General features: G+C 58.9%; 11 protein-coding genes and 2 pseudogenes. 4 read left to right on the top strand and 9 right to left on the bottom strand.

The features are described 5' to 3' along the window. Nucleotides 1–931, bottom strand: a 931-nt coding sequence (locus tag IVA74_RS25080; RefSeq protein ID WP_247348990.1) for an ABC transporter substrate-binding protein, incomplete at its 3' end; no start/stop codon positions are given. A 546-nt stretch (nucleotides 932–1,477) separates the two neighbouring features. On the opposite strand from IVA74_RS25080, the gene cysK reads away from it, so the two are divergent. Further along, nucleotides 1,478–2,527, top strand: a complete 1,050-nt coding sequence (gene cysK / locus IVA74_RS25075) for a cysteine synthase A (RefSeq protein ID WP_247348988.1) — start codon at nucleotides 1,478–1,480, stop codon at nucleotides 2,525–2,527. Nucleotides 2,528–3,024: 497 nt separating this feature from the next. Here cysK and IVA74_RS25070 read toward each other — a convergent pair whose 3' ends face one another. Next, entirely contained in the window at nucleotides 3,025–4,401 is a 1,377-nt protein-coding gene (locus IVA74_RS25070) for an FAD-binding oxidoreductase (RefSeq protein ID WP_247348986.1), read from the bottom strand. Nucleotides 4,402–4,508: 107 nt separating this feature from the next. Here IVA74_RS25070 and IVA74_RS25065 point away from each other — a divergent pair, with 107 nt between their 5' ends. Beyond that, nucleotides 4,509–5,417: a LysR substrate-binding domain-containing protein gene (locus IVA74_RS25065; RefSeq protein ID WP_247348985.1), complete on the top strand. Its 909-nt coding sequence runs from the start codon at nucleotides 4,509–4,511 to the stop codon at nucleotides 5,415–5,417. A 360-nt stretch (nucleotides 5,418–5,777) separates the two neighbouring features. On the opposite strand, the gene IVA74_RS25060 is transcribed toward IVA74_RS25065, so the two are convergent. After that, nucleotides 5,778–9,221, bottom strand: coding sequence for an adenylate/guanylate cyclase domain-containing protein (locus IVA74_RS25060; protein ID WP_247348984.1), 3,444 nt, complete (start codon nucleotides 9,219–9,221; stop codon nucleotides 5,778–5,780). Nucleotides 9,222–9,623: 402 nt separating this feature from the next. On the opposite strand from IVA74_RS25060, the gene IVA74_RS25055 reads away from it, so the two are divergent. Then, a complete protein-coding gene (locus IVA74_RS25055; RefSeq protein ID WP_247348983.1) occupies nucleotides 9,624–9,950 on the top strand; it encodes a nuclear transport factor 2 family protein in 327 nt (108 codons plus the stop codon). A 295-nt stretch (nucleotides 9,951–10,245) separates the two neighbouring features. Here IVA74_RS25055 and IVA74_RS25050 read toward each other — a convergent pair whose 3' ends face one another. From IVA74_RS25050 to IVA74_RS25020, 6 genes and pseudogenes are all read right to left on the bottom strand, one after another. Further along, complete coding sequence (locus IVA74_RS25050) at nucleotides 10,246–10,611, bottom strand: response regulator (RefSeq protein WP_247348982.1); 366 nt, start codon at nucleotides 10,609–10,611, stop codon at nucleotides 10,246–10,248. After that, a complete protein-coding gene (locus IVA74_RS25045; protein ID WP_247348981.1) occupies nucleotides 10,604–12,787 on the bottom strand; it encodes a PAS domain S-box protein in 2,184 nt (727 codons plus the stop codon). The genes IVA74_RS25050 and IVA74_RS25045 overlap by 8 nt, the downstream gene beginning before the upstream one ends. Nucleotides 12,788–14,177: 1,390 nt before the next feature. Beyond that, on the bottom strand, nucleotides 14,178–15,836 hold the full coding sequence (locus IVA74_RS25035) for an ATP-binding protein (protein ID WP_247348980.1): 1,659 nt from the start codon (nucleotides 15,834–15,836) through the stop codon (nucleotides 14,178–14,180). A gap of 89 nt (nucleotides 15,837–15,925) precedes the next feature. Further along, nucleotides 15,926–17,026 carry an FIST N-terminal domain-containing protein gene (locus tag IVA74_RS25030; protein ID WP_247348979.1) on the bottom strand — a complete coding sequence of 367 codons (1,101 nt, stop codon included), beginning with the start codon at nucleotides 17,024–17,026 and terminating at the stop codon, nucleotides 15,926–15,928. Between the two features lie 389 nt (nucleotides 17,027–17,415). After that, nucleotides 17,416–18,150 carry a sensor histidine kinase gene (locus tag IVA74_RS25025; protein WP_247348978.1) on the bottom strand — a complete coding sequence of 245 codons (735 nt, stop codon included), beginning with the start codon at nucleotides 18,148–18,150 and terminating at the stop codon, nucleotides 17,416–17,418. Between the two features lie 353 nt (nucleotides 18,151–18,503). Next, a pseudogene (locus IVA74_RS25020) lies at nucleotides 18,504–19,292 on the bottom strand (ATP-binding protein); the annotation flags it as partial. Between the two features lie 76 nt (nucleotides 19,293–19,368). On the opposite strand from IVA74_RS25020, the pseudogene IVA74_RS25015 reads away from it, so the two are divergent. Next, nucleotides 19,369–19,583, top strand: a pseudogene (locus IVA74_RS25015) (IS5/IS1182 family transposase); the annotation flags it as partial.

The following is a 19,583-nucleotide window of genomic DNA, read 5'->3' as shown; positions in this document are numbered from 1 at the left end:
TCGCAGTCTTGATGTTGATGACCAATTCGAATTTGGTCGGCTGCTCCACCGGAAGGTCGGCAGGCTTCGCGCCATGGAAGATCCTGTCGACGAAGGCGGCGGACCGACGATAATAGTCTTCGGAACTGGCTCCGTAGGTTAGAAAGAAGCCCGCCTCCGCGTACTCTCTCTGGAGAGAGGCGGCTGGCAGCCGATTTTCAATGGCCATGTCCGCAATCTGGTCGCGATAGTTGAACAGCACAGTATCTCCCTGCATGACGAACGCCTGCGCGCGCTTCCTCACCATTAGTGCAAACGCTTGTTCAAATGCGTCCGGCCCGCTGGCTTCGGTAGGAATAATCGTCAACCCCAGCGCCTCGGCGGCCCCTCTAATCGCCGTCTGCCGGTTGCGAGTAGCCACAACGTCCGGATTGAACAGGATGCCCAGACGCGAGAGGTCGGGCAAAGCTTCCTTCAGCAACTCAAACCGTTTGCCCAAAATCTCGCCGCCCGCATCCGCGACGACGCCAGTGACGTTGCCGCCGGGGCGCGCCAGGCTGGCGACAAGCCCGGTCGCGACTGGATCGATAGCGCTGGTCATCACGATTGGAATGGCTGTGGTCGCCTTCATGGCCGCAACCACGCTCGGATTGCCTCCGGTGGCCATGATGATGTCCAAACCAAGCCCGACCAACTCCGCCGCAAACCCGGACAGACGTCCCATATCGCCGTTTGCGAAGCGATACTCGATGATGACATTCTCGCCGACGTGGTAGCCGAGGCTCCGCAGGCCTTGCTCGAACGCTTCAGTATAGCGGATCGTTCGCTCCCGAAACGAGATCGAGAGGTATCCCACCCGGTAGACCCGCCTTGCCGGTTGCTGCGCGCGCGCGGCAAGTGGCCACGTTGCTGCCGTGCCGCCGAATAGCGTGATGAACTCGCGCCGTCGCATGTATTCCCCCTTAGGGAAACCTCTTCGACGCCTCAATCCTAACACTTTGCGACGGGCGGCAGGTGAGAAACGACAGCCAAATCGATCGCAGACGCTGCGACCCAATGTCCGTTCCGGGTCCAAAAGCGGCCAATCGGCTATCCGTCGTGGCGCCCATTTTTGTTTGAAAAAACTTCGTTCGCCTCTTCAAAGCGGCGGACGGCGCGCTCAAGATCGAACCGTCCTTCAGGAGGGTTTCCGGATCCCACTCGCTTCTATGCGTGGGGTCGAGAATCGCCCCCATACACATGAATCGCGCCCGTCAGGCGGGAATGCCAATGTGTGCCGCCTTGGTATTGCATTTCGCCAAAGGCGCCTGAGTCGTCTCGTGACGAGCCGTTTCAGGTCATTTCCGCCGACCCAATCGATGCCGGCCCGGCCTGATGTCCGCGAAAGAAGCCTTATGCAAGCTCTGCCCGATTGCCGGAAAATTCAGTTCGGGTATGCTTTGCCGGTTAACCCGCGCCAGTTTGCTTTTCCCAGAATAAGTACGACACAGGAGGTAGCATGGGCCACAGATATCAAACCATCCTTGAGACGGTCGGCCATACACCCGTCGTGCGGATCAATCGTCTCGCTCCCACGGGAGTCAATTTGTTCGTGAAGGTTGAGGCCTTCAATCCGCTCGGCTCGGTCAAGGATCGGCTGGCTCTGGGCGTGATCGAAGCCGCAGAGAAATCCGGGGAGCTGAAACCTGGTCAAACCGTCATCGAGGCGACCAGCGGCAACACGGGAATCGGACTTGCGATGGTTTGCGCCGCCAAGGGGTACCCGCTGGTGGTCACAATGGCCGAGCCCTTCAGCATCGAGCGCCGCAAGCTCATGCGATTTCTGGGTGCGAAGGTCATCGTGACGCCTGCGGCCGATCGGGCCGTTGGAATGATCAACAAAACGATCGAGCTTGCCAAAACGCACGGCTGGTTCATGACGCGGCAATTCGAGAACGAAGCCAATCCCGACTTCCACTCCAAAACCACGGCGCTCGAGATTCTGAACGATTTCGCAGGAGAACGACTGGACTATTGGGTCACCGGTTACGGAACCGGCGGCACACTGAAGGGTGTTGCGCGGGTGCTCGCTAAGGAGCGCCCCGAAACCAAGATCATCGTCTGCGAGCCCGAAGAAGCGCAGCTCTTGGGCAGCGGTATCGAGCAGCAGCGGAACCCGGATGGCACGCCGGCGGCGCCACATCCGGATTTCAAGCCGCATCCAATGCAGGGCTGGACACCTGATTTCATTCCGAAGCTGACCGGGGACGCCGTTATGATGAAGGTCATCAATCGGATTCTGCCGATTCCCGGCCCCGATGCTATTCGATGCAGCAAGGAGCTTGCGACCAAGGAAGGCATCTTTGTCGGCATCACCTCGGGCGCAACCATGGCGGGTGCGCTGAAGGTCGCAGCCCAAGCGGAGAAGGGCGCAAATATTCTTTGCATGCTGCCTGACACCGGTGAACGTTATCTTAGCACGCCACTCTTCGCGGATGTCTCTGCCGACATGAACGAGGAAGAGCTCAAGATATCGCGCTCCACGCCGACTGCTCAGTTCAAGCCATAGTTGTTCGGGACGCAATCCTGCACTGAATCAGCTGAAAGTGGACATCACCGCATGACTTGGTTGGATCAAAAGCCGCCGTAGTACGGTGTCTGCGACATGTCCGGTGTACTGCTGATCGCGACTGAATGGCGGAGATCGTAGGACGTCTTAAATGGGCCAAACGCAGACGTTTCGTGCTTTTCTCGCACAGATTGCTATCATGACACGGCGCCAGACCTTCGGTATCGTCCCTTAGCGAGAAACCTTGAAATTTCGGAGGGTGAGAGGATGCCATCTTTCCGAAACCCCGCCGTTCAGTGAGTTCATTGATGCTGGCGACCACGATCTCGTCGGCTCGCTTTAAGTCGTCCATGCGAGCGGGTCGGCACACGACAGCCATTTTCGAGTCCTCCTTCGGGATCAGCACGCCAGACCAACTATAGAACCGGGCCGCAGCGTAGCGGCCTTCCACTGACATCCTGAACCAAGATGAGAGGGACGAAATGCCCTCACCTGGATCAGGCGAGCGGCCGGATGTTCTGATTCATGCGGAAGAAATTGTTCGGATCATACTTAGCCTTGATCTGCTGCAGACGCCGGTAGTTCGGTCCATATGCGGCAGCGACGGGATCGCCCACCTCGTCATCGTCGAGATAGTTGACATACCGACCGGAGGAGAAGAAGGGTCGCATGCCTTCGTAGGTTTCGCGTGCCCAGGAGATGCATTGCTTCGTATCGTCCGGCTGCATCCATTGCGCGAGCACCAGGAAGTTGTAGCCTTCTTGCCGATGCGGAAACGCCGTATCCCTTGCATCGACACGGGCCGCCGCGCCGTGGATGTGCTCGAGAAGCAGCTGCCCCATGGGTGTCGGGCAGCGCGCGAAACATTCGATCATGGTCGCAATCGCACCATCACTCAGCTCACTGAGGAAATTGGACTTCCAATAGTTGAGGGCGCCTCTGGGGTAGTTGGCATCGAGCATGCTGTTGAGCTGGCAATAGGGCATCGGCCCGATTGCGTCCAAGATCGGAGCCCCGAATTGTTTCAGCGGCTGCACGGCTCGTTCGGCTTCCGCTGCCGGACCGCAATGGCTGGTGACCAAGGCAGCTACCTCTGCGCCGGACCCGTCGGGCGCATGCGTCAGGGTTGCGAACAGCGTGTGCTCGTCCGGTAGCGATCGCGTGCTGGCCCGGAAGAATTCGAGCACGTCACGGGAGCGATCGATAGAGTAGACGATGGGGCCGCCGGTAATGATTGGCCCTACTGCATGAAGGTCGTATTCGAGACTGGTGGCAATCCCGAAGTTTCCGCCGCCGCCGCGGATGGCCCAGAACAGATCGGGTTCCTCTTGCTTGCTGACCTGCAAGACCTTGCCATCGGCGGTGACGAGTTCGACAGCGCGCAAATTATCCAATGCCAGGCCGTACTTGCCCATCAGCCAGCCGAGTCCTCCGCCGAGGGTCAATCCGGCGATACCCGTGGTCGAGACCACACCTCCGGTGACCGCGAGGCCGTGAAGTTGCGTCTCGCGATTGACATCGCCCCAAGTCGCCCCGCCCTGCGCGCGTACGGTTTTGCCGACAGCATCGACATGGACGCCCCTCATTGGGGACAGGTCGATCACTATCCCGCCGTCGATGGTCGCGCGTCCCGCGACGTTATGGCCGCCGCCACGAACCGCGACCTCGAGGCCGAGCTTGATCACAAGAGCGACGGCGTCGACGACGTCGGCCACACTGCGGCATCTGGCAATCAACGCTGGCCGTTTGTCGACCAACCCGTTGTGGACCTTTCTCGCCTCCTCGTAGCCCTCGTCCGTTGGCTTGAGCAGTTGTCCTCCGAAGGAGGCGCTAAGGTCGGCGGCGGCGCTCGCGACAGATGTGATGGACGACATGACACGGTCTCCTCAATTCAACCGGCTATATCTTCAATCGGCGGCCCTCTCGGAGCAAACCCGAAGAATTCAGGTGAAGATGAATTGGTTTCATCTAGACTAGCCGCATGCACAAGCTGCCGCCCCTGGTCGAGCTCCGCGCTTTTGAAGCTGCCGCCCGCCATCTGAGCTTCAAGAAGGCCGCGGCAGAACTCGGCGTGACGCCAACCGCGATCAGCCATCAAATCGTGCTGCTTGAGCAGTATTGTGGCCGCGCTCTGTTTCGCCGCAGACCGCGACCTCTTTCGCTCACCGATGCCGGAGCGCGGCTGTTTCCCGCCATTCGCGGCGGCCTTGAGGTGTTTGCCGCCGCAATCGCGGCCGTCAGGCGGGATACCGACCAACAGCCTCTTCGGGTGACGACAACGAATGCTTTCGCCAGCCGCTGGCTCGTGCCCCGCCTGCCCGCGTGGCGGAAGTTGCATCCCGATGTGCCGCTGGAAGTCATCGGCACGGACACCGTGCTCGATCTGCACGCCGGCGATGGCGATGTCGCCATTCGTTATGCGACTAGCCGAGTACTGCCGACGGACGGGATCGTCAATGATCTCTTCAGCGATACATTCTGGCCCGTCTGCAATCCGCGTTTGCTTTCAACGGGACGCCTGAAGAGACCAGTCGACCTCGCAAACCACGTTCTGATTCACTCCTATTGGTCGCCGGCCGATCGTGAGCCGCCCACATGGCAGAGATGGTTTGCCGTGGCCCAGCGCAGGTGGCGCGAAGTGCCCCAATTCAAGGATATGCAGCACTTGAGTTTCCGGGAGGAACTGCACGCCATCGAGGCGGTGATCGCAGGGCAGGGAGTCGGGATTTTCAGTGATGTGCTCGTCGCACACGAACTCGCCGCCGGTACGCTCGTGAATGCGTTCAAGTTGAGCTTGTCTGGCTATAGTTTCCATGTGGTCAGTAGGCCAAGCCATCCGCGCGCGAAGACCATCCGAACCTTCTCAGAGTGGTTGCAGTCAAATGCTTAATCCGCTTCTCCTGCGCCTTCGAAATGTTTGCTCGGCGTCAGAATGCGAAGAACTCAGCGTGGGCAAATCTCGTCCGCTGTGCCCGGCTAAGCGGACCTCGATAAGGCGTGCGCCGACTTCGCTTCCGGGTTCATAAGCAGTCATTGCGAGTTTGGATCGGTGTTTGAATGCACCGACCCGCACTGAATGAAACGGTGCGAGCGAGAGCAAGTGCGGTGCGCGAGAACCCGGTTGTGCGTTGGACCCGGGGTAGCCTGGATGACCCACATTGGCGCGGAGTCGTGGCGGCGCCAGCGTGGACCGGCGATGCGCAGATGCGGAGGAACAAATGTGAGCCGGCGAGGAGCTGAACAAACTGCATCACTTCAACCGATCGAGGAGCGCCTTTGCGTCTTTCAGGTCCGAAGTACCTAACCCCTCGGTGAACCAATTGTAAATTGGCGCGAGAATATCGCGTGCCTTCCGTTCATGGTGTTCGGCTATTACCCGGGCTAACGCTGTGGCGGAACGGAGCTCAAAAAGTCTAGCTTCCTGCTGGCGGGCCATTTCTATGGCCTTGGCCAGGCATTCTTCTACCATGTCAGTAGGTGCGCCCTCGCACTGAAGCAACAAAGCGTCCAGCCGATCCATTTCCGCCGCGAGATAGTTTTCGCCAAAACTCGCGCAATGCGCTCGCGCGGCTGACAAATAGGACCGCGCCGCCACGGCGTGACCTTGCAGGAGAAAACTCTCCGCCAAGCAGATCTCGGCGTGGGTGGTGTGCAGGACGGCTCCGGTTTCGTACCATCGCCTCACGCCCTGTCGCAGGAGATTCAGGCCGCCCTCGAAATCGCCGAGCTGATGAATTGCCCAGCCTTTGCATCGCTCACCGAGAGCCAGCCATTGGGGCATGCGGTGCTCGCGCGCCGTCTCAATGGCTTCCGATGCGAAGCGGGCCGTTGCCGCAGGCTCGTGCTGCGACTGAGAAACGTGCGCGGCAACGCCGAGCGCCCAGGCAAGGCTGTGCGCGTTATTTTGCTGGCGCCCATGCGCTACGGCCGCCTCAATCAGCCTCATCCCGGATTCGGGGAAACCCATCAAGATTTTTACCTGCCCGCCATAGGCTCGGCAAACCATGCTTGGATGCTCGCCATAAATCGCGAATTCGCCCTCCGGAATTGTGTCGGCGATAGTCGCTCCCTGAGCAAGCGTTTCGGCGGCCTCTCGGAATTCGCCTGCAATAAGTAGCGAGTAGCCTGATGCCCGATGCGCCACGGCGAGTTTTGCCGGATTCCCGTCTTCTTCTGCCAAGCCGACCAAGTCTCTTGCCAAAGCCGCCGTCCTCGGAAGCGGCTGGCGCATCAGGCTGGAATTCCATGCGATCCGTTGCGCGGCGAAGCGACTCTGCGACTCGTCGAGCTTGTCCGAAAGTTCCTTGGCCCGAACAGCACACTCCTCCAAACGTATCGACCCAAAGCCGTGGACCGCGATCAGGGATACCGCGAGAGCAAGCATCAGACCCAGCTCACGCTCATCGCGCTGATGGCTCGGCGGCAGCTTTCCCACTAAATCGAGCGCGCATCCGAAATGACCGACCGCCTCGTGATGAGCAGATCGGTCTGCGCTGCGCGCTCCGGCGCGTCTCCAAAACTCGATCGCGAGATCGACCAGGCCTGCCTGCGAGTAGTGATGAGCTAAAGTCTCTGGCTGCGCCCCGATCGTCTCCTGGAATTCTTGTTCGAGCACCTTGGCGATACGGGCATGCAACTCCTGGCGTTGACTGCGTAGAAGAGTGCCATAAGCCGTGTCCTGCACCAGGGCATGCTTGAACAGGTAGGTCGCACGCGGCGGGGCGCCCTGCCGGAACAGCAAGCCAGCCGCAATGAGACGGTCCAACGCCGATCCCAGCTCTGGTTCGCGCTGGCGCACCACCGAAGCCAGCAGGGCGTAGGAGAACTGGCGCCCGATCGCCGCCCCGACCTGCGCCACCTCCTTGGCCGCGCCGAGCCGGTCGAGCCGCGCCATAAGCGACGCGTGCAGGCTTGCGGGGACCGCCAGCGCCGGGGGCGGAACCGCGCTGGCTGTCCGCCGCGCTTCGCCCTCGCCGTCCGACTCCATCACCGCCTTGGTCATTTCCTCCACGAAAAGGGGGATGCCGTCGGTGCGCTCGATGATATCCTGCCGGATGCTTGCCGGCAGACCCTTGTTGCCGACAAGATGCTCGATTATGGCATCGATGTCGCGCTGACCTAGCCGATTGATGGTGAGGGCGGTCACGTAAGACCGGCCGATCCAGGGTGGATTGAATTCCGGCCGAAACGTCACGCTCAGCAACACGCGCAAGGTCGGAATCTGGTCCACCACCCGACCAAGCACTTCCAGACTCGTCGGGTCGATCCAGTGCACATCCTCGAAGATCATTAGCACCGGATTCGCTCGCACTAGCGTCTCTAGTTGGGCGGCGAGTGCTTCCAGCGTTCGTTGCCGGCGTTGCTGCGGTGTCAGCTCGATCACCGGATAGCGGTCATCGTTCGCGAGCGACAGCATCTCGGCAAAGAGTGCCGCGTCCTGGGCTGACGTCGAAGTCTGCGCGAGCAGTGCGTCGAGTTTGTCGAGCTTCGCTTGCGGGGAGTCGTCGTACGCGAGTCCGGCGGCACGTTCCATCTGGTGGATGAAGGGATAGAGCGCGCTGTCGGTATGCTGTGGAGAACAGAAATAGCGCAGGCGCGTGTGCGGCTCGCCGGCAAGGCGTTCCAAAAGCGCAGCCGTGAGCCGCGATTTGCCAATGCCGGGCTCGCCCGAAAGCAACACGACTTGGCCTTCGCCGGCTTTTGTCTTCGACCAGCGCCGTAGCAGCAGTTCGAGTTCTTCTTCCCGCCCGATAAGTTCCGTCAGCCCGGTCGCGTGAAAAGCCTCGAAGCGGCTTTCAACTGAAGCCGGTCGCAGTGCCGCCCAGGCATTGGCAGGCACCGGTATGCCCTTCAGATCCTTTACTCCGAGGTCCTCAAGCTCGAATAGATTGCCGAGCAGCTTGCGGGTATTTTCGGCAATAACGACCGTGTTCGGTTCTGCAATGCCCTGCAAGCGTGCCGCATGGTTCGGCGTCTCGCCAACGATTGCCTGCTCCTGAGCAGAGCCCGACCCGATCAGGTCGCCGACCACTACTAGCCCGGTGGCAATGCCGACCCGCGTCTGCAGTACCGCCCGGGTCTTTTGATTACTTACGGCACTCACCAACTCCAGCCCCGCGCGTACCGCTCGCTCTGCGTCATCTTCGTGAGCCTGCGGGTAGCCGAAGTAGATCAGCACGCCGTCGCCCATGTACTTCGCCACGAACCCGCCGAAGCGGCTCACAGTTTCGGCGACGCAGTTCTGATATGCCGAAATTACCTCGCGCAGGTCCTCCGCGTCCATGCGGGCGGAGAGCGCCGTCGAACCCACAAGGTCCGAGAACATCACTGTGACTTGGCGGAACTCGGCGGTATCGTTCGGTTGAAGAGTTGCAGCAGTAGGCTTGGGTGTTCCGTTGTCGACGCCATCCAGTTCGGCTATCGCACGTAGCATCTTGCGGCGATGGCCGAGCAAGACCCCGAGGTCCTTAAGATCCTGATCCGTCAAATCGCGGAGCACGCTGAGCTCGACACCGTTTTCGGCAAAGCGTTCGGCGTACTCGGACATGCCGAGCTTTTTAAGCCAGTCCGCAACTTGCTGCATGGCGGCCTCGCGCGGATTGTTTGCCCGACCCAGCTTCGGGACCGGGGCGACAGTTGGCGTGTCAATCTCGCAAATACGCGCGGCCAGTTTACCGCCCAGGATGGCCGGCATTCAATCTACCAATGGAGCCATCAGGGCCGAAATGACAAATCGGGTCGAACTGAGAAGAACTCGGTGCGAGCACCACGTTGTCGGCTTTGCCGATGAACGCGGACATTTTACCTAGCCGGCGGCATGTCTCAGAAGGGCCACAGGCTGACTTCCGCGCCGACTTGACCTGGTGTCGGCTTATCTCCTGAAGGCAGACATAGCGGCTGTGTAAGTGGAGGTCGGCAACTTCACATGAGCTGAAGTTGCTGGTTCGACGGGATGAAAGCGGCACTCCCATTGCTATTGCTCAACCGAAACTCGTTGATGCCCGGAGAACTACGGACGCGGAACTCCTAAATTTGATCTTGCGTTCATCAGGCCAATCCTACATCTGCGGTCGATCACGGCATGTAGGTGAGGAATATGTCCTTCGACCCAATGGCCGCTGCGGTTGATTGGCTCGACGCCTACCGCGCTGGCGATATTGAAACGATCCTTGGAATGTATGCTGAGGATGCGACATTCCAATGCGGCTGTGGCGGCATGAACGCCATCATTGGCCGAGAGGGCCTCCACGCCTATTGGATGGACCGGGTTTGGCAATTTCCAGCCTCGGAGCTGGACAACCTGCAGCCATCGGATGATGGAGTTCTAATCTCCTACGTCGCGAGAAACGGGATCGTCAGTGTAGTCCTGACGTTTGATGCTCTCGGTCAAATCGTAACCCATAGCTGCGGTCCATCTAATTAGGACGCACAGAGTCGCTTCGGCTTAGGGCAGAACGGCTTCAGAAATGAAAGTCTTGTAAGTGATCCCGATGTCGAAACTGAAACCTTCGCTTGGGAACTTGCGGATGACGTATGCCGCTTCATTCTGTTTCACCAAGTTGCTGGAGAAGCGCGGGCGGCTTAGCGGTGACCGACGAAGAACTTGCCACGGCTATCCGCGAGAGCTTCACGCAAGTCGGTTTGTGTGGTGGTCTAATCGAAGGTAGATTTCAGATCGAATGCGTGAGCGACATACGCGGGCGCGCATAGCCGCGCTTCTACGGGAGCGCCAGAATCGTCCGCAATTGCTCCTTCAATTGATCGATGGAGAACGGCTTGCCGATTGCGGGCGCATCGCTGAACTCCTCCTCAAGCGGCGGTCCGCCATAACCGGTGCTGAACAGGAAAGGGATTTTCCGGTCGCGCAAGATGCGCGCTACCGGGAAGACACGTTCACCCGCCAGGTTCACGTCAAGCAGCGCCAGATCGAACGATGCCCTGGAGGCAAGTTCGCACGCCTTTGGCACGTGGGCGGCCGAGGCGACCACCTTCAATCCCAATTCCTCGAGCATGTCTTCGATCATGAGGGCCACCAAGCCCTCATCTTCGACCAGGAGAACCCTGGCGCCGGACAGCTCAACCATTGGACGCTGCAAGCATTAGGGGGAACACCATACGGCAGCGGGTGCCCTCTGGCTCGAACACCAGATCGAACTCGCCCGCGAGGTCATGCTCTAGGCACCGCTCCATCAGTCGCGTGCCGAAGCCGCGCCGCTTGGGTGGTGAAACCAGTGGCCCGCCACGTTCGCGCCACTCGCACTCCACCGTGTTGTGCGACAGTTCGTTCGGGCCAAGCCGCCAAGTGAAGGACACAGTCCCATCGGGCACCGAGAGTGCGCCGTACTTCGCGGCGTTGGTCAGAAGCTCGTTCAGCACCATGGTGATGCTCAGTGCGGTGCGCGCGTCCAGATCGACGTGAGGCCCTTCTGCCAAAACCCGTCCGGCTGACACCGGAGCCACGATATCGTGGACCAGCTGTCCGAAAGGTGCGTCCTGCCAGCTTCGCTTGGTGAGCAGGTCATGCGCGCGGGCAAGCGCAAGCAGCCGCCCAGTGAACGTTGGCAGGAATTCCTGCAGGTCGGCGGCGTGGCGCGCGGTCTGGCTCGCGAGCGACTGCACGGTGGCCAGAGTGTTCTTCACACGATGGTTGAGCTCGTCAATTAAGACCTTTTGGGCGTTCTCGGCGCGCTTGCGCTCGCTGATATCGACCAGCATGTTGATGGCGCCGACCAGATTTCCCGCGGCGTCACGCAGCGGCGTCGGATAAGGAATGAACGGCACGCGTCTGCCGTCTGGACGTTCCGCCACCGCTTCGGCACCGCGAACCGGCCGGTTTTCGCGCAGCGCGACGGCCATCGGGCATTCGTTGTGTGACAACGGCGTGCCATCGGGCCAATAGAGCTTCCAGGTCACACACCACTCGTCGCCCGGCTGCGGCGTTCTGCCCGCCATCTCGACCGCCGCCCGATTGAAGAAATTGATGCGGCCCTCGGCATCCGTCGTGTAAATAGCTGCCGGCAGCGCCTCGAGGAGATCGCGCATGCGCTGCTCGCCGTCGCGCAGCCGGTCCTCCAGCTGCTTGGTGGTGGTGACATCCTGGGCGACGCGCACGCCATAAAGGAAGCGCCCTGCCGAATCCCGCACCGACGAGCTGAAAATGTCGAGATGGCGCACGGACCCGTCAGGCCGCAGTGCGCGCTTGCGAATCGTGTAGTTGTCGATGTCGCCACGGACCTGCCGCGCGTAGAACTCAGCGTCCTCGGTCTGGTCGTCGGGATGGGTGTAGTCGAAGAAGGTCATCCGCAACAGCTCGTCGCGCGAGCGCGCAGAGATGCGGCAGAGGGAATCATTCACCCGCAAGAAGCGCCCGTTCTCGTCGGTTTCGGAGATGCCGACGCTGGCGGCCTCATAAGTTGCCGCGAGCCTGGCTTCACTGGCGTTCCGTGCCTCTTCGGCAACACGGAGTTCGGTGACATTTGTGGTGAAGCAGCGTGTGTTGACGAACTTGCCATCCACAATGCGGCTGTTCGACGTAATCAGCACATGCCTGATGGAGCCGTCACTTGCCCGCAGCCGCGCAGGAAAACGATCGAGCGGCTCGCCGCATGAAAGGCGCTGAAGGATATGGCCAATGACCGGAGCGTCGGCATGAAACTCGGCAACGTGGCGGCCGATGTACTCCTCCGGCTCGTAACCAAGCAGATCCAATTCGGCTTTATTGGCGCGAAGGATAATCCCTTCTCCGCTGACAATATGAAGACCAACCGCGCTGTTGTCGAAAAAGTCCTCCAACTCCTGCGTCTTCCGGCGGACTTCCTCCTCTACCTGCTTGCGTCCCGTGATGTCCTGGAAGCAATTGATGGCACCTTGGATGCAGCCAGATTGATCGCGCAACGCCCGGATGTTGACCAGGGCCGAGAAGCGGGAGCCATCCGGCCGGGCCATTATGACTTCGGCATTGCGCGTAGGCGTTCCCAGACGAACCGCGGCGGCCATGGGACAGTCGGCATGGGCCAGCGGAGTTCCATCGGGCAGGTAGAGCTGATGCGAACCGCAGAAGCGCTCCTTCTTGGCAGGGTCAGGTGTTCGCCCCCACGATTCCACGGCCTCAGTGTTGTAGGCGACGAGCAGTCCTTCCGCGTCACAAAGATAGACAGCGCCGGGAATGGCATCGAGCGCGGCGTGGCCGGCCGCGACCAGCGCTTCGAACTCCGTGGGCCTTTGGCGGGCGGACAGCGGGAATTCTTCGACGTTTGACATGAGGCGCTCGGCTCTCGGGGCGAGAGGCGCGACGGCCCGATACGGGCCTCGCTTATTTGAAATGAACATGGGCGGACGCCCCTGCGGTCCGCCGAATCCACCCTAACGTATGGCGCGCCATTTGGTTCCGCAGTACGGGCGGCAAGTCACCGCCACATCTGAGAAAAAGCGGCCCGCAAATTGAGGCGGCCTCAATCTACGGACGGCAATACGGCTACTCGACGGGCGCGGTCCCACACTTGAATTGCGACGCCGTCCACATATTGCTTGGCTTGGGCAATGGCACGTCATCGTCTTCGCACTCGACGATCACGGGGGGCTCCTGAATGTGCCCTTCTTTATCAAAGCGATAGAGGCGATACTCCGCCATAGCCAGCACTCATGGGCGCTACTGTGATGCGCAATAATTTACCCACTGTTCCATCCAATGCAACACTTTGGCAGGGCTGAATTAGGTCCGCGGCTCAAATCAAAGCAGGCGTCGAGGTCGGCAGGCCAGCACCGGGGCATCGCATACGAACAACTCGGCAGCCCAGAACGGATCACGAACGCGGCTGCGCCAACGCCATGTCCTCTTCGCGCAATCGCGTCGGTTTGCCCGGATCGCGCTGACTCCCCACTAACCGGTGAACTGAAGTCTCAGGAATGCGGGCTGGCCTCAGACGGGCCAAACAACAGGCGACTTCGATCAACATCAAGGAGCGGAGGAGTCCCAGGCAACTGAGGCCGCTCACCTCCTTACGATTGGGAACTTCATGGTGGCCCGCCCCGATTGTTTGGCGGAAAAGCGCCGTCTGGCGGGCACGTCGCCGCCGGGCACCCACCAGAGGGTTTAGCATAAAGAGACAATCATATTGGGAAAGTTGCCGCCCATTGCGCATCATTTGCAATTTACTCCTCCGAGAGTCGCCGGCTCAAGAACTCACGTTCAAGATCTGAGAGACGAGTGCTCAGCAGACGGCGGTAGCGGTGGACATTGTTGCGATGGAAGCGAAGCCGCGCGAGTTTTTCGTCCATTGTCATCTGAGGCTCCGAACTTCAGGCCGAGCGCACGCTCGGTAATCCAAGGCGACAAGGCTTCCCACCGGGCGGCGTTCGAGGGCCCCCGTCCAGGGCACACAACGCGTCCAGGATCTCGTCAAGCGATACCGGCTTCTTAAATCCGGCTGGTGCGCGCATGGACAGGCAAGATTGAATCCCAGAGGCGTCGGAACCCCACGACGCCAGGATCGCGCGCTCTCGGCCAGCGTCAGGGAGCACGTGCAAGCGGGTTCGCTGTTGAAGCAACTTACTACGCTAGCCGCAATCGTGCTGACGCGGACCGTACCGGCCTCGTTCTTTCTGGTCAGTCCCCAACAGCAGTAGTACTTAAGTACCTGCCCGCCTAGCGTCATGTCTCATCGAGAATTTTCCGTACTTTCTCGGCCAGCGCGCGAAACGTAAACGGCTTGCTCAACAAGTTGACCCCCGCATCAAGTCGGCCGTTGTGGACTATTGCATTGCGCGTGTAACCCGTAGTGAACAACACCTTGATCGTCGGATGCAGCCTTCTAGCGTGATCTGCGATATTTTTTCCGTGAAGATTATCCGGCAGCACCACATCGGTGAAAAGTAAATCGATGGTCCGAGACGATTCAAGAAAGCCGATTGCCGATGCTGCATCCGCCGCTTCAAAGACTTGATATCCGAGGTCACGGAGAACTCCGGATGAATAGGCACGCAAATCATCATGATCTTCCACAACTAAGATAGCCTCGTTCCCCCGTAACATTGTTGCAGTTGGCGGGATGCGATTTACCTGGTCGTCGGGGCCTGTCTGGGATCGAGGAAGATAGATTTTGACTGTCGTGCCATGACCTAGTTCGCTATAGATCCTGATGTGCCCACCCGTTTGTCGCACGAAACCGTAGACTTGGCTCAAGCCTAGGCCTGTGCCTTTGCCGACCTCCTTTGTGGTGAAAAATGGCTCGAATACGCGGTCTACGGTAGCCTTATCCATTCCGCTTCCGGCGTCTGTGACGGCGACCAAAACGTACTGGCCGGAAGGGACGGGTTCTGGTAACGCAGTAACATACTCATCGTCCAACCATGTATTGCCGGTCTCGATTGTAAGTCGTCCGCCGCCGGGCATTGCATCTCGGGCATTGACAGCAAGATTAAGGATCGCATGTTCCAGCTCTGACGGGTCAGCCAAGGCGCTCCACAAACCGGCGTTGCCTACGATTTCAAGCCGAATTTGTTCTCCCAACGTGCTGTTGAGTAACTCCGTCATTCCCGCGAGCAAGCGATCGACATCGATTGACCTTGGATCGAGCGGTTGGCGGCGCGAAAATGCCAACAAACGCGCGGTAAGCGTCGCCGCTCGCTGGGATGCGTGATGCGCCATTGCTTGAGCACGCATGATCCGCGCAAGCTGTGGTGCATCGGACATACTTGCAATTTGCCGGCCGATCGTCTCAAGGCCTCCCATTATCACTGTGAGCAAGTTGTTAAAGTCATGTGCAACCCCCCCGGTAAGCTGACCGATAGCTTCGAGCTTCTGCGCCTGACGCAGCGCTGCTTCCGCCTCATTCCGACGCGCAATTTCATCCGCTACACGCTGTTCAAGCGTGGCATTCAGCTGCTGAAGTCTCAGGGACGTCGCCGATACATCTTTACGCGCGCCATCAAGCGCTCTAGCGAGATGCGTCGCATGAGTCGCCGCCTCCCTGGCGGAACGCTCCCGTGCCAGCGCTATATGAACCCTTGCTTCGGTTTTAAGTAATTCGATTAATAGCGGAAGTCCTGGCTCGATATCATTCCAGCGGACACACAAATTCCTGCCGACAAACATCAAAATTGCGGCAGGGTCTGCACGAGACACTGCGGGAACCAGTGTGTTTGGACCAGGAAACGCCACCTCTCCAGAGAACTCGCAGCAGCGCGACGCCTGGTTTAAAAATGAGCGCCAAGACGGGCCGCCAGGCAGACGCTGATGAAATCCCTGAGCTGGCGCAAAACTGCCGGTTTCCTCATCTTTCAAGAAGACAAGAAATGCTTCGCCTCCCATTTCCCTAGCCAATCGGGCCGAGGCTTCCTGCCTACGGTTGGCGTCGGCAAATCCATTCAGAAGGCACGCCCCATCATCGTTCAACCGATCTACTCGGGAAATACGCAGACCACCGCAGTGCAATTGTGAAAGCCACTGAACTGGCCTTCCGCCCGCGCGATTTGACCGTGGGTATTACACCCCGTCAGTGGAACATCGGAAAATCTTTCCTGCAAGCTGGCGAGCTCTAAGCCGAACTCGTCCCCCATCCGCAGCCTGGTAGCGACGCAATCAAAGAAAAGGGCTGCGGCTGGACGCCCGCCTAATGCAGACAGGGCAGCATTTGAAGCCACCTTCGCGGCAGCGACCGCTGATTCTGTACTAGTCCTCATGATTCTTACAACTGACCCAGTGGGGACCTCAGCAGCGCATAGAACTGCGCCCCCTGCGTCGACAGCAAGGGGCACCCGCAACCGATGCTCGACCCCTGTCTCCACTCCAATGATATTATGCAGGAAGAATGGTAACGGTTCTTTCCGATCCAAGTTCTGAGCGGTTTCTTTGGCGTGTTCTTCGAACGCTTCGATAGCAGGGAAGCCATCAAGGCTGATTACCCGCATTCCGTCGCTTGCCGTTACGCGATAGGCCTTTGAAGCGGGTCTCCAGCCGTGACTAACGCCTACCCCTAATGGCTTCGAAGAAAGACTTTCCAGGGCGACCGCGGCGTCGGACAAAACTTCGTCACCACAAAATACCTTTGTCTTTTGGAATTGAGCGTTGTCCCCCGCGCCTCCACCAAAGAATTGATATTGACCGGCTGTAGCTAATGTCAGCTGATCCACCAAAATATCAGCGTGTCCGGCTAGAGCGTCAGCCAAAACGAGAGCGGATCGAAACGGAAACTGGCCGGGTGGTGTGGGTGTAAACCTGGAAACTATCTCTTGGGCGGCCGAAGCGGCATCCCGCGCGAGATTACGCCCGATACTGTATGAAAAGACTACGTCCTCTCCTACCAGTCCCATTGCGCAGGCTAAGCCTTGCCCGCTCGTCACATTCGTAAACTCACCTGCAGACGAGGCACCGACAACTATCGTCTCGGGCAACTCCCTCTTGATGGCCGAAAGCATCGCTTGGTGATCATGCTGGGGAGCAGCAAATACGACCAAAGCGTCGGGCGATTTAGTTAGGGGTTTTTGCACTTCAGCAGCCAAGTACTGGCCTGCACTCGCGCTATCTCGCAAATCGGTTGAAACTACCGATGCCCTCATACCATCCCCCCAAAAACGTGAACGGTCGTAAACGGCGAGGAGGGGAAATGGTTCCAAATGACGGTCCACTGGGACGGCGAGGGATATCGTAGCAATACGTTGAAAGCTGAGGCACTCGGAATGTGAGTAGAACTGCGAGGACGGCGTTATTGAAGTACAAATGAAGTTGGGTGCCAGCTCCGTGTTCGCGTAACCCGTGGATCCGCGCACCGTGGGGAAGGCACGATCGGAGCGGCTGGTTTCAGCGCCAAGGGCAACCGGATGCTGGACGACTTCACCGGCGCTGTTTCGCTGCGAGCATTTGGGGACGAGCCGAGCGGTCCAACCACGCTCTATTTGACTGCCCCTATAATCGTTTCTTGAAGCGAGCTTAGGGGAATGTTGATGTCGCAAACGACTCCAGTCGACTCGAACAGCAATCGAGCCTCCCCTTTAAGCTGGCCGGGCAAAGCCGTCTGAATGAAACGGCTACCAAAATTCTTTTTGGTTGGTTCGACAACCGGCGGTCCACCGCGTTCGCGCCATTCGAGATGAAAGCGTTGATTTTCCGCGTCAATCGACCAAGTGATGGCGACCCGTCCCTCAGCAACTGAGAGCGCGCCATATTTCAACGCATTGGTGCTCAGCTCGTGAATTATCATAGACAACGCGACCGCAGGTCCGGAAGACACGGCGACGTTGTTGCCCTCAATAGTGAATTGCTCGAAGCCTTTGGTCTGAAATGCTTTGATCGCGTTCTCGATCAGCGTTCGGCAACCCGCCCCGGTCCAGCTTTCTTGAATCAAGAGATCATGAGATACGCCGAGCGCGCTCATCCGCTCGGCGATGGTCTTGGCCGCCGCGTCAATAGATGAAGCATCCCGCAGGCTTTGAGCCGCAATTGCGGATGCAATCGCGAGCATGTTCTTTACGCGATGGTGCAGTTCCCCGATAAGAACGGTTTGTAGTTTTGCGGCAGCCACGTGGGCGTTCGCTTCAACGCCTGCTTTCAAAAGGAGGTCGCGAAGCACGTCGTTTTCGTTCTCAACTTCTCGCATGCGCTGATCGGCCTCGCTCAAAGCATTCATTTCATCTCACTCCGGCGAACGGTACTTGGACAACGGTATCCGACAAGGTTCAACAAATCCAAGTTTGGCAAATTGTTCGGGAGGCGAAGGGATCGATTGAACGACGGAGAGACCGCACTCACGCAGCTCGGTCTCCTTAAGAAGGCCGCCTGCCCCTGATCCCGTTCTCTTCGGGAGGCTCGCATACCGTGCGAGCCTTGCATTTTTTCGTCCCCGGATCGCATCTCGACGTCGGGACTTCGCATTTGTCGCAAGAAGCGGAGCGCGCCGACGCCGCCCACGCACTACGGGGTTATACCCCGACTCATGCACCGCATCACAATTGCGACGTGCCGACGAAGGCGTTTGGCAAGCTAACTTCGGTTTGTCCGCGGCAATACGACCTTGAACTCAGTGAACAGCCCAAGCTCGGTCTCGACCTCGATGCTGCCGCCGTGTTGCTTTACGATAATGTCATGGCTCATCGACAGGCCCAGCCCAGTACCTTCCCCGGAAGGCTTCGTAGTGAAGAACGGGTTGAATATTTTCTCTTTGATTCCTTCCGGGATTCCGATGCCGTTATCGCGAACACGTATTTCGACCTTGTCTCCCAAGTTCCTTGTCGAAGCGGAAAGCATGGGTTCGAAGCCGTCACCAGCTTCCACTTTCCGTTTCGTGATGGCGTACAAACCATTCGATATCAGATTGAGCATAACCCGCGTGATCTCTTGTGGATACACGTCAGCCACACCAACGGAAGGGTCGAGATCGCGATGCAAAGCGATGCTGAAGCCTGCCTTTTCTGCTCTAGCACCGTGATAAGCCAGGTTGAAGCTCTCCTCGACTATCGCATTGATGTCCGTAGGACGATGCTCGCCGGAGCCCTCACGGGAGTGCTGTAGCATGTTTTTCACGATGGAGTCGGCGCGTTTGCCGTGCTGAACAACCTTTTCGAGGTTATCTTTCAGCGTCTTGGTCAGTTCCTCAACTTCCGCACGGATGTTGTCGGTCAAAGTGGCGGATTTGAGCACGTCATTCAACTCGTCGGTCAGCTCCGCCGAAAGGGCCGAGAAATTGTTGACGAAGTTCAGAGGGTTCTTGATCTCGTGTGCGATACCGGCGGTAAGCTGGCCGAGCGAGGCCAGCTTCTCGGTCTGCACTAGCAGTCTGCTGAAAAACCCCTCGCCAGGAAGGGGACTTGATGATTCACTTTATCATCTCGAATCGGCGGAGACGATCATGCGCGGCAGGTTTACGGATCAGGGCGGCCTGTTTTCGTACATCGCGCCGGATAAACGTGTGCCAGCGAACCATCCGCTGCGGAAGGTCCGGGAACTTGTCCGGGATGTTTTGAATGATTTGAACCGCAGCCTTGGAAAGCTATACGCCAGCGAGGGACGTCCTTCGATCCCTCCGGAGCAATTGCTGAGCGCCTTGCTGCTGCAGGTGTTCTA

Source organism: Bradyrhizobium sp. 132 (genome assembly GCF_023074185.1).
GTDB lineage: Bacteria > Pseudomonadota > Alphaproteobacteria > Rhizobiales > Xanthobacteraceae > Bradyrhizobium.
The sequence above is the reverse complement of the archived record's forward strand: the minus strand, read 5'-3'. Positions and strand labels throughout refer to the sequence as shown.

Bases quoted from the DNA above. Each gene is read 5' to 3' on its own strand.
- cysK (WP_247348988.1), top strand. From the start codon at position 1,478: ATGGGCCACAGATATCAAACCATCCTTGAGACGGTCGGCCATACACCC.
- IVA74_RS25070 (WP_247348986.1), bottom strand. From the start codon at position 4,401: ATGTCGTCCATCACATCTGTCGCGAGCGCCGCCGCCGACCTTAGCGCC.
- IVA74_RS25065 (WP_247348985.1), top strand. From the start codon at position 4,509: ATGCACAAGCTGCCGCCCCTGGTCGAGCTCCGCGCTTTTGAAGCTGCC.
- IVA74_RS25060 (WP_247348984.1), bottom strand. From the start codon at position 9,221: ATGCCGGCCATCCTGGGCGGTAAACTGGCCGCGCGTATTTGCGAGATT.
- IVA74_RS25055 (WP_247348983.1), top strand. From the start codon at position 9,624: ATGTCCTTCGACCCAATGGCCGCTGCGGTTGATTGGCTCGACGCCTAC.
- IVA74_RS25050 (WP_247348982.1), bottom strand. From the start codon at position 10,611: ATGGTTGAGCTGTCCGGCGCCAGGGTTCTCCTGGTCGAAGATGAGGGC.
- IVA74_RS25045 (WP_247348981.1), bottom strand. From the start codon at position 12,787: ATGTCAAACGTCGAAGAATTCCCGCTGTCCGCCCGCCAAAGGCCCACG.
- IVA74_RS25035 (WP_247348980.1), bottom strand. From the start codon at position 15,836: ATGGGAGGCGAAGCATTTCTTGTCTTCTTGAAAGATGAGGAAACCGGC.
- IVA74_RS25025 (WP_247348978.1), bottom strand. From the start codon at position 18,150: ATGAATGCTTTGAGCGAGGCCGATCAGCGCATGCGAGAAGTTGAGAAC.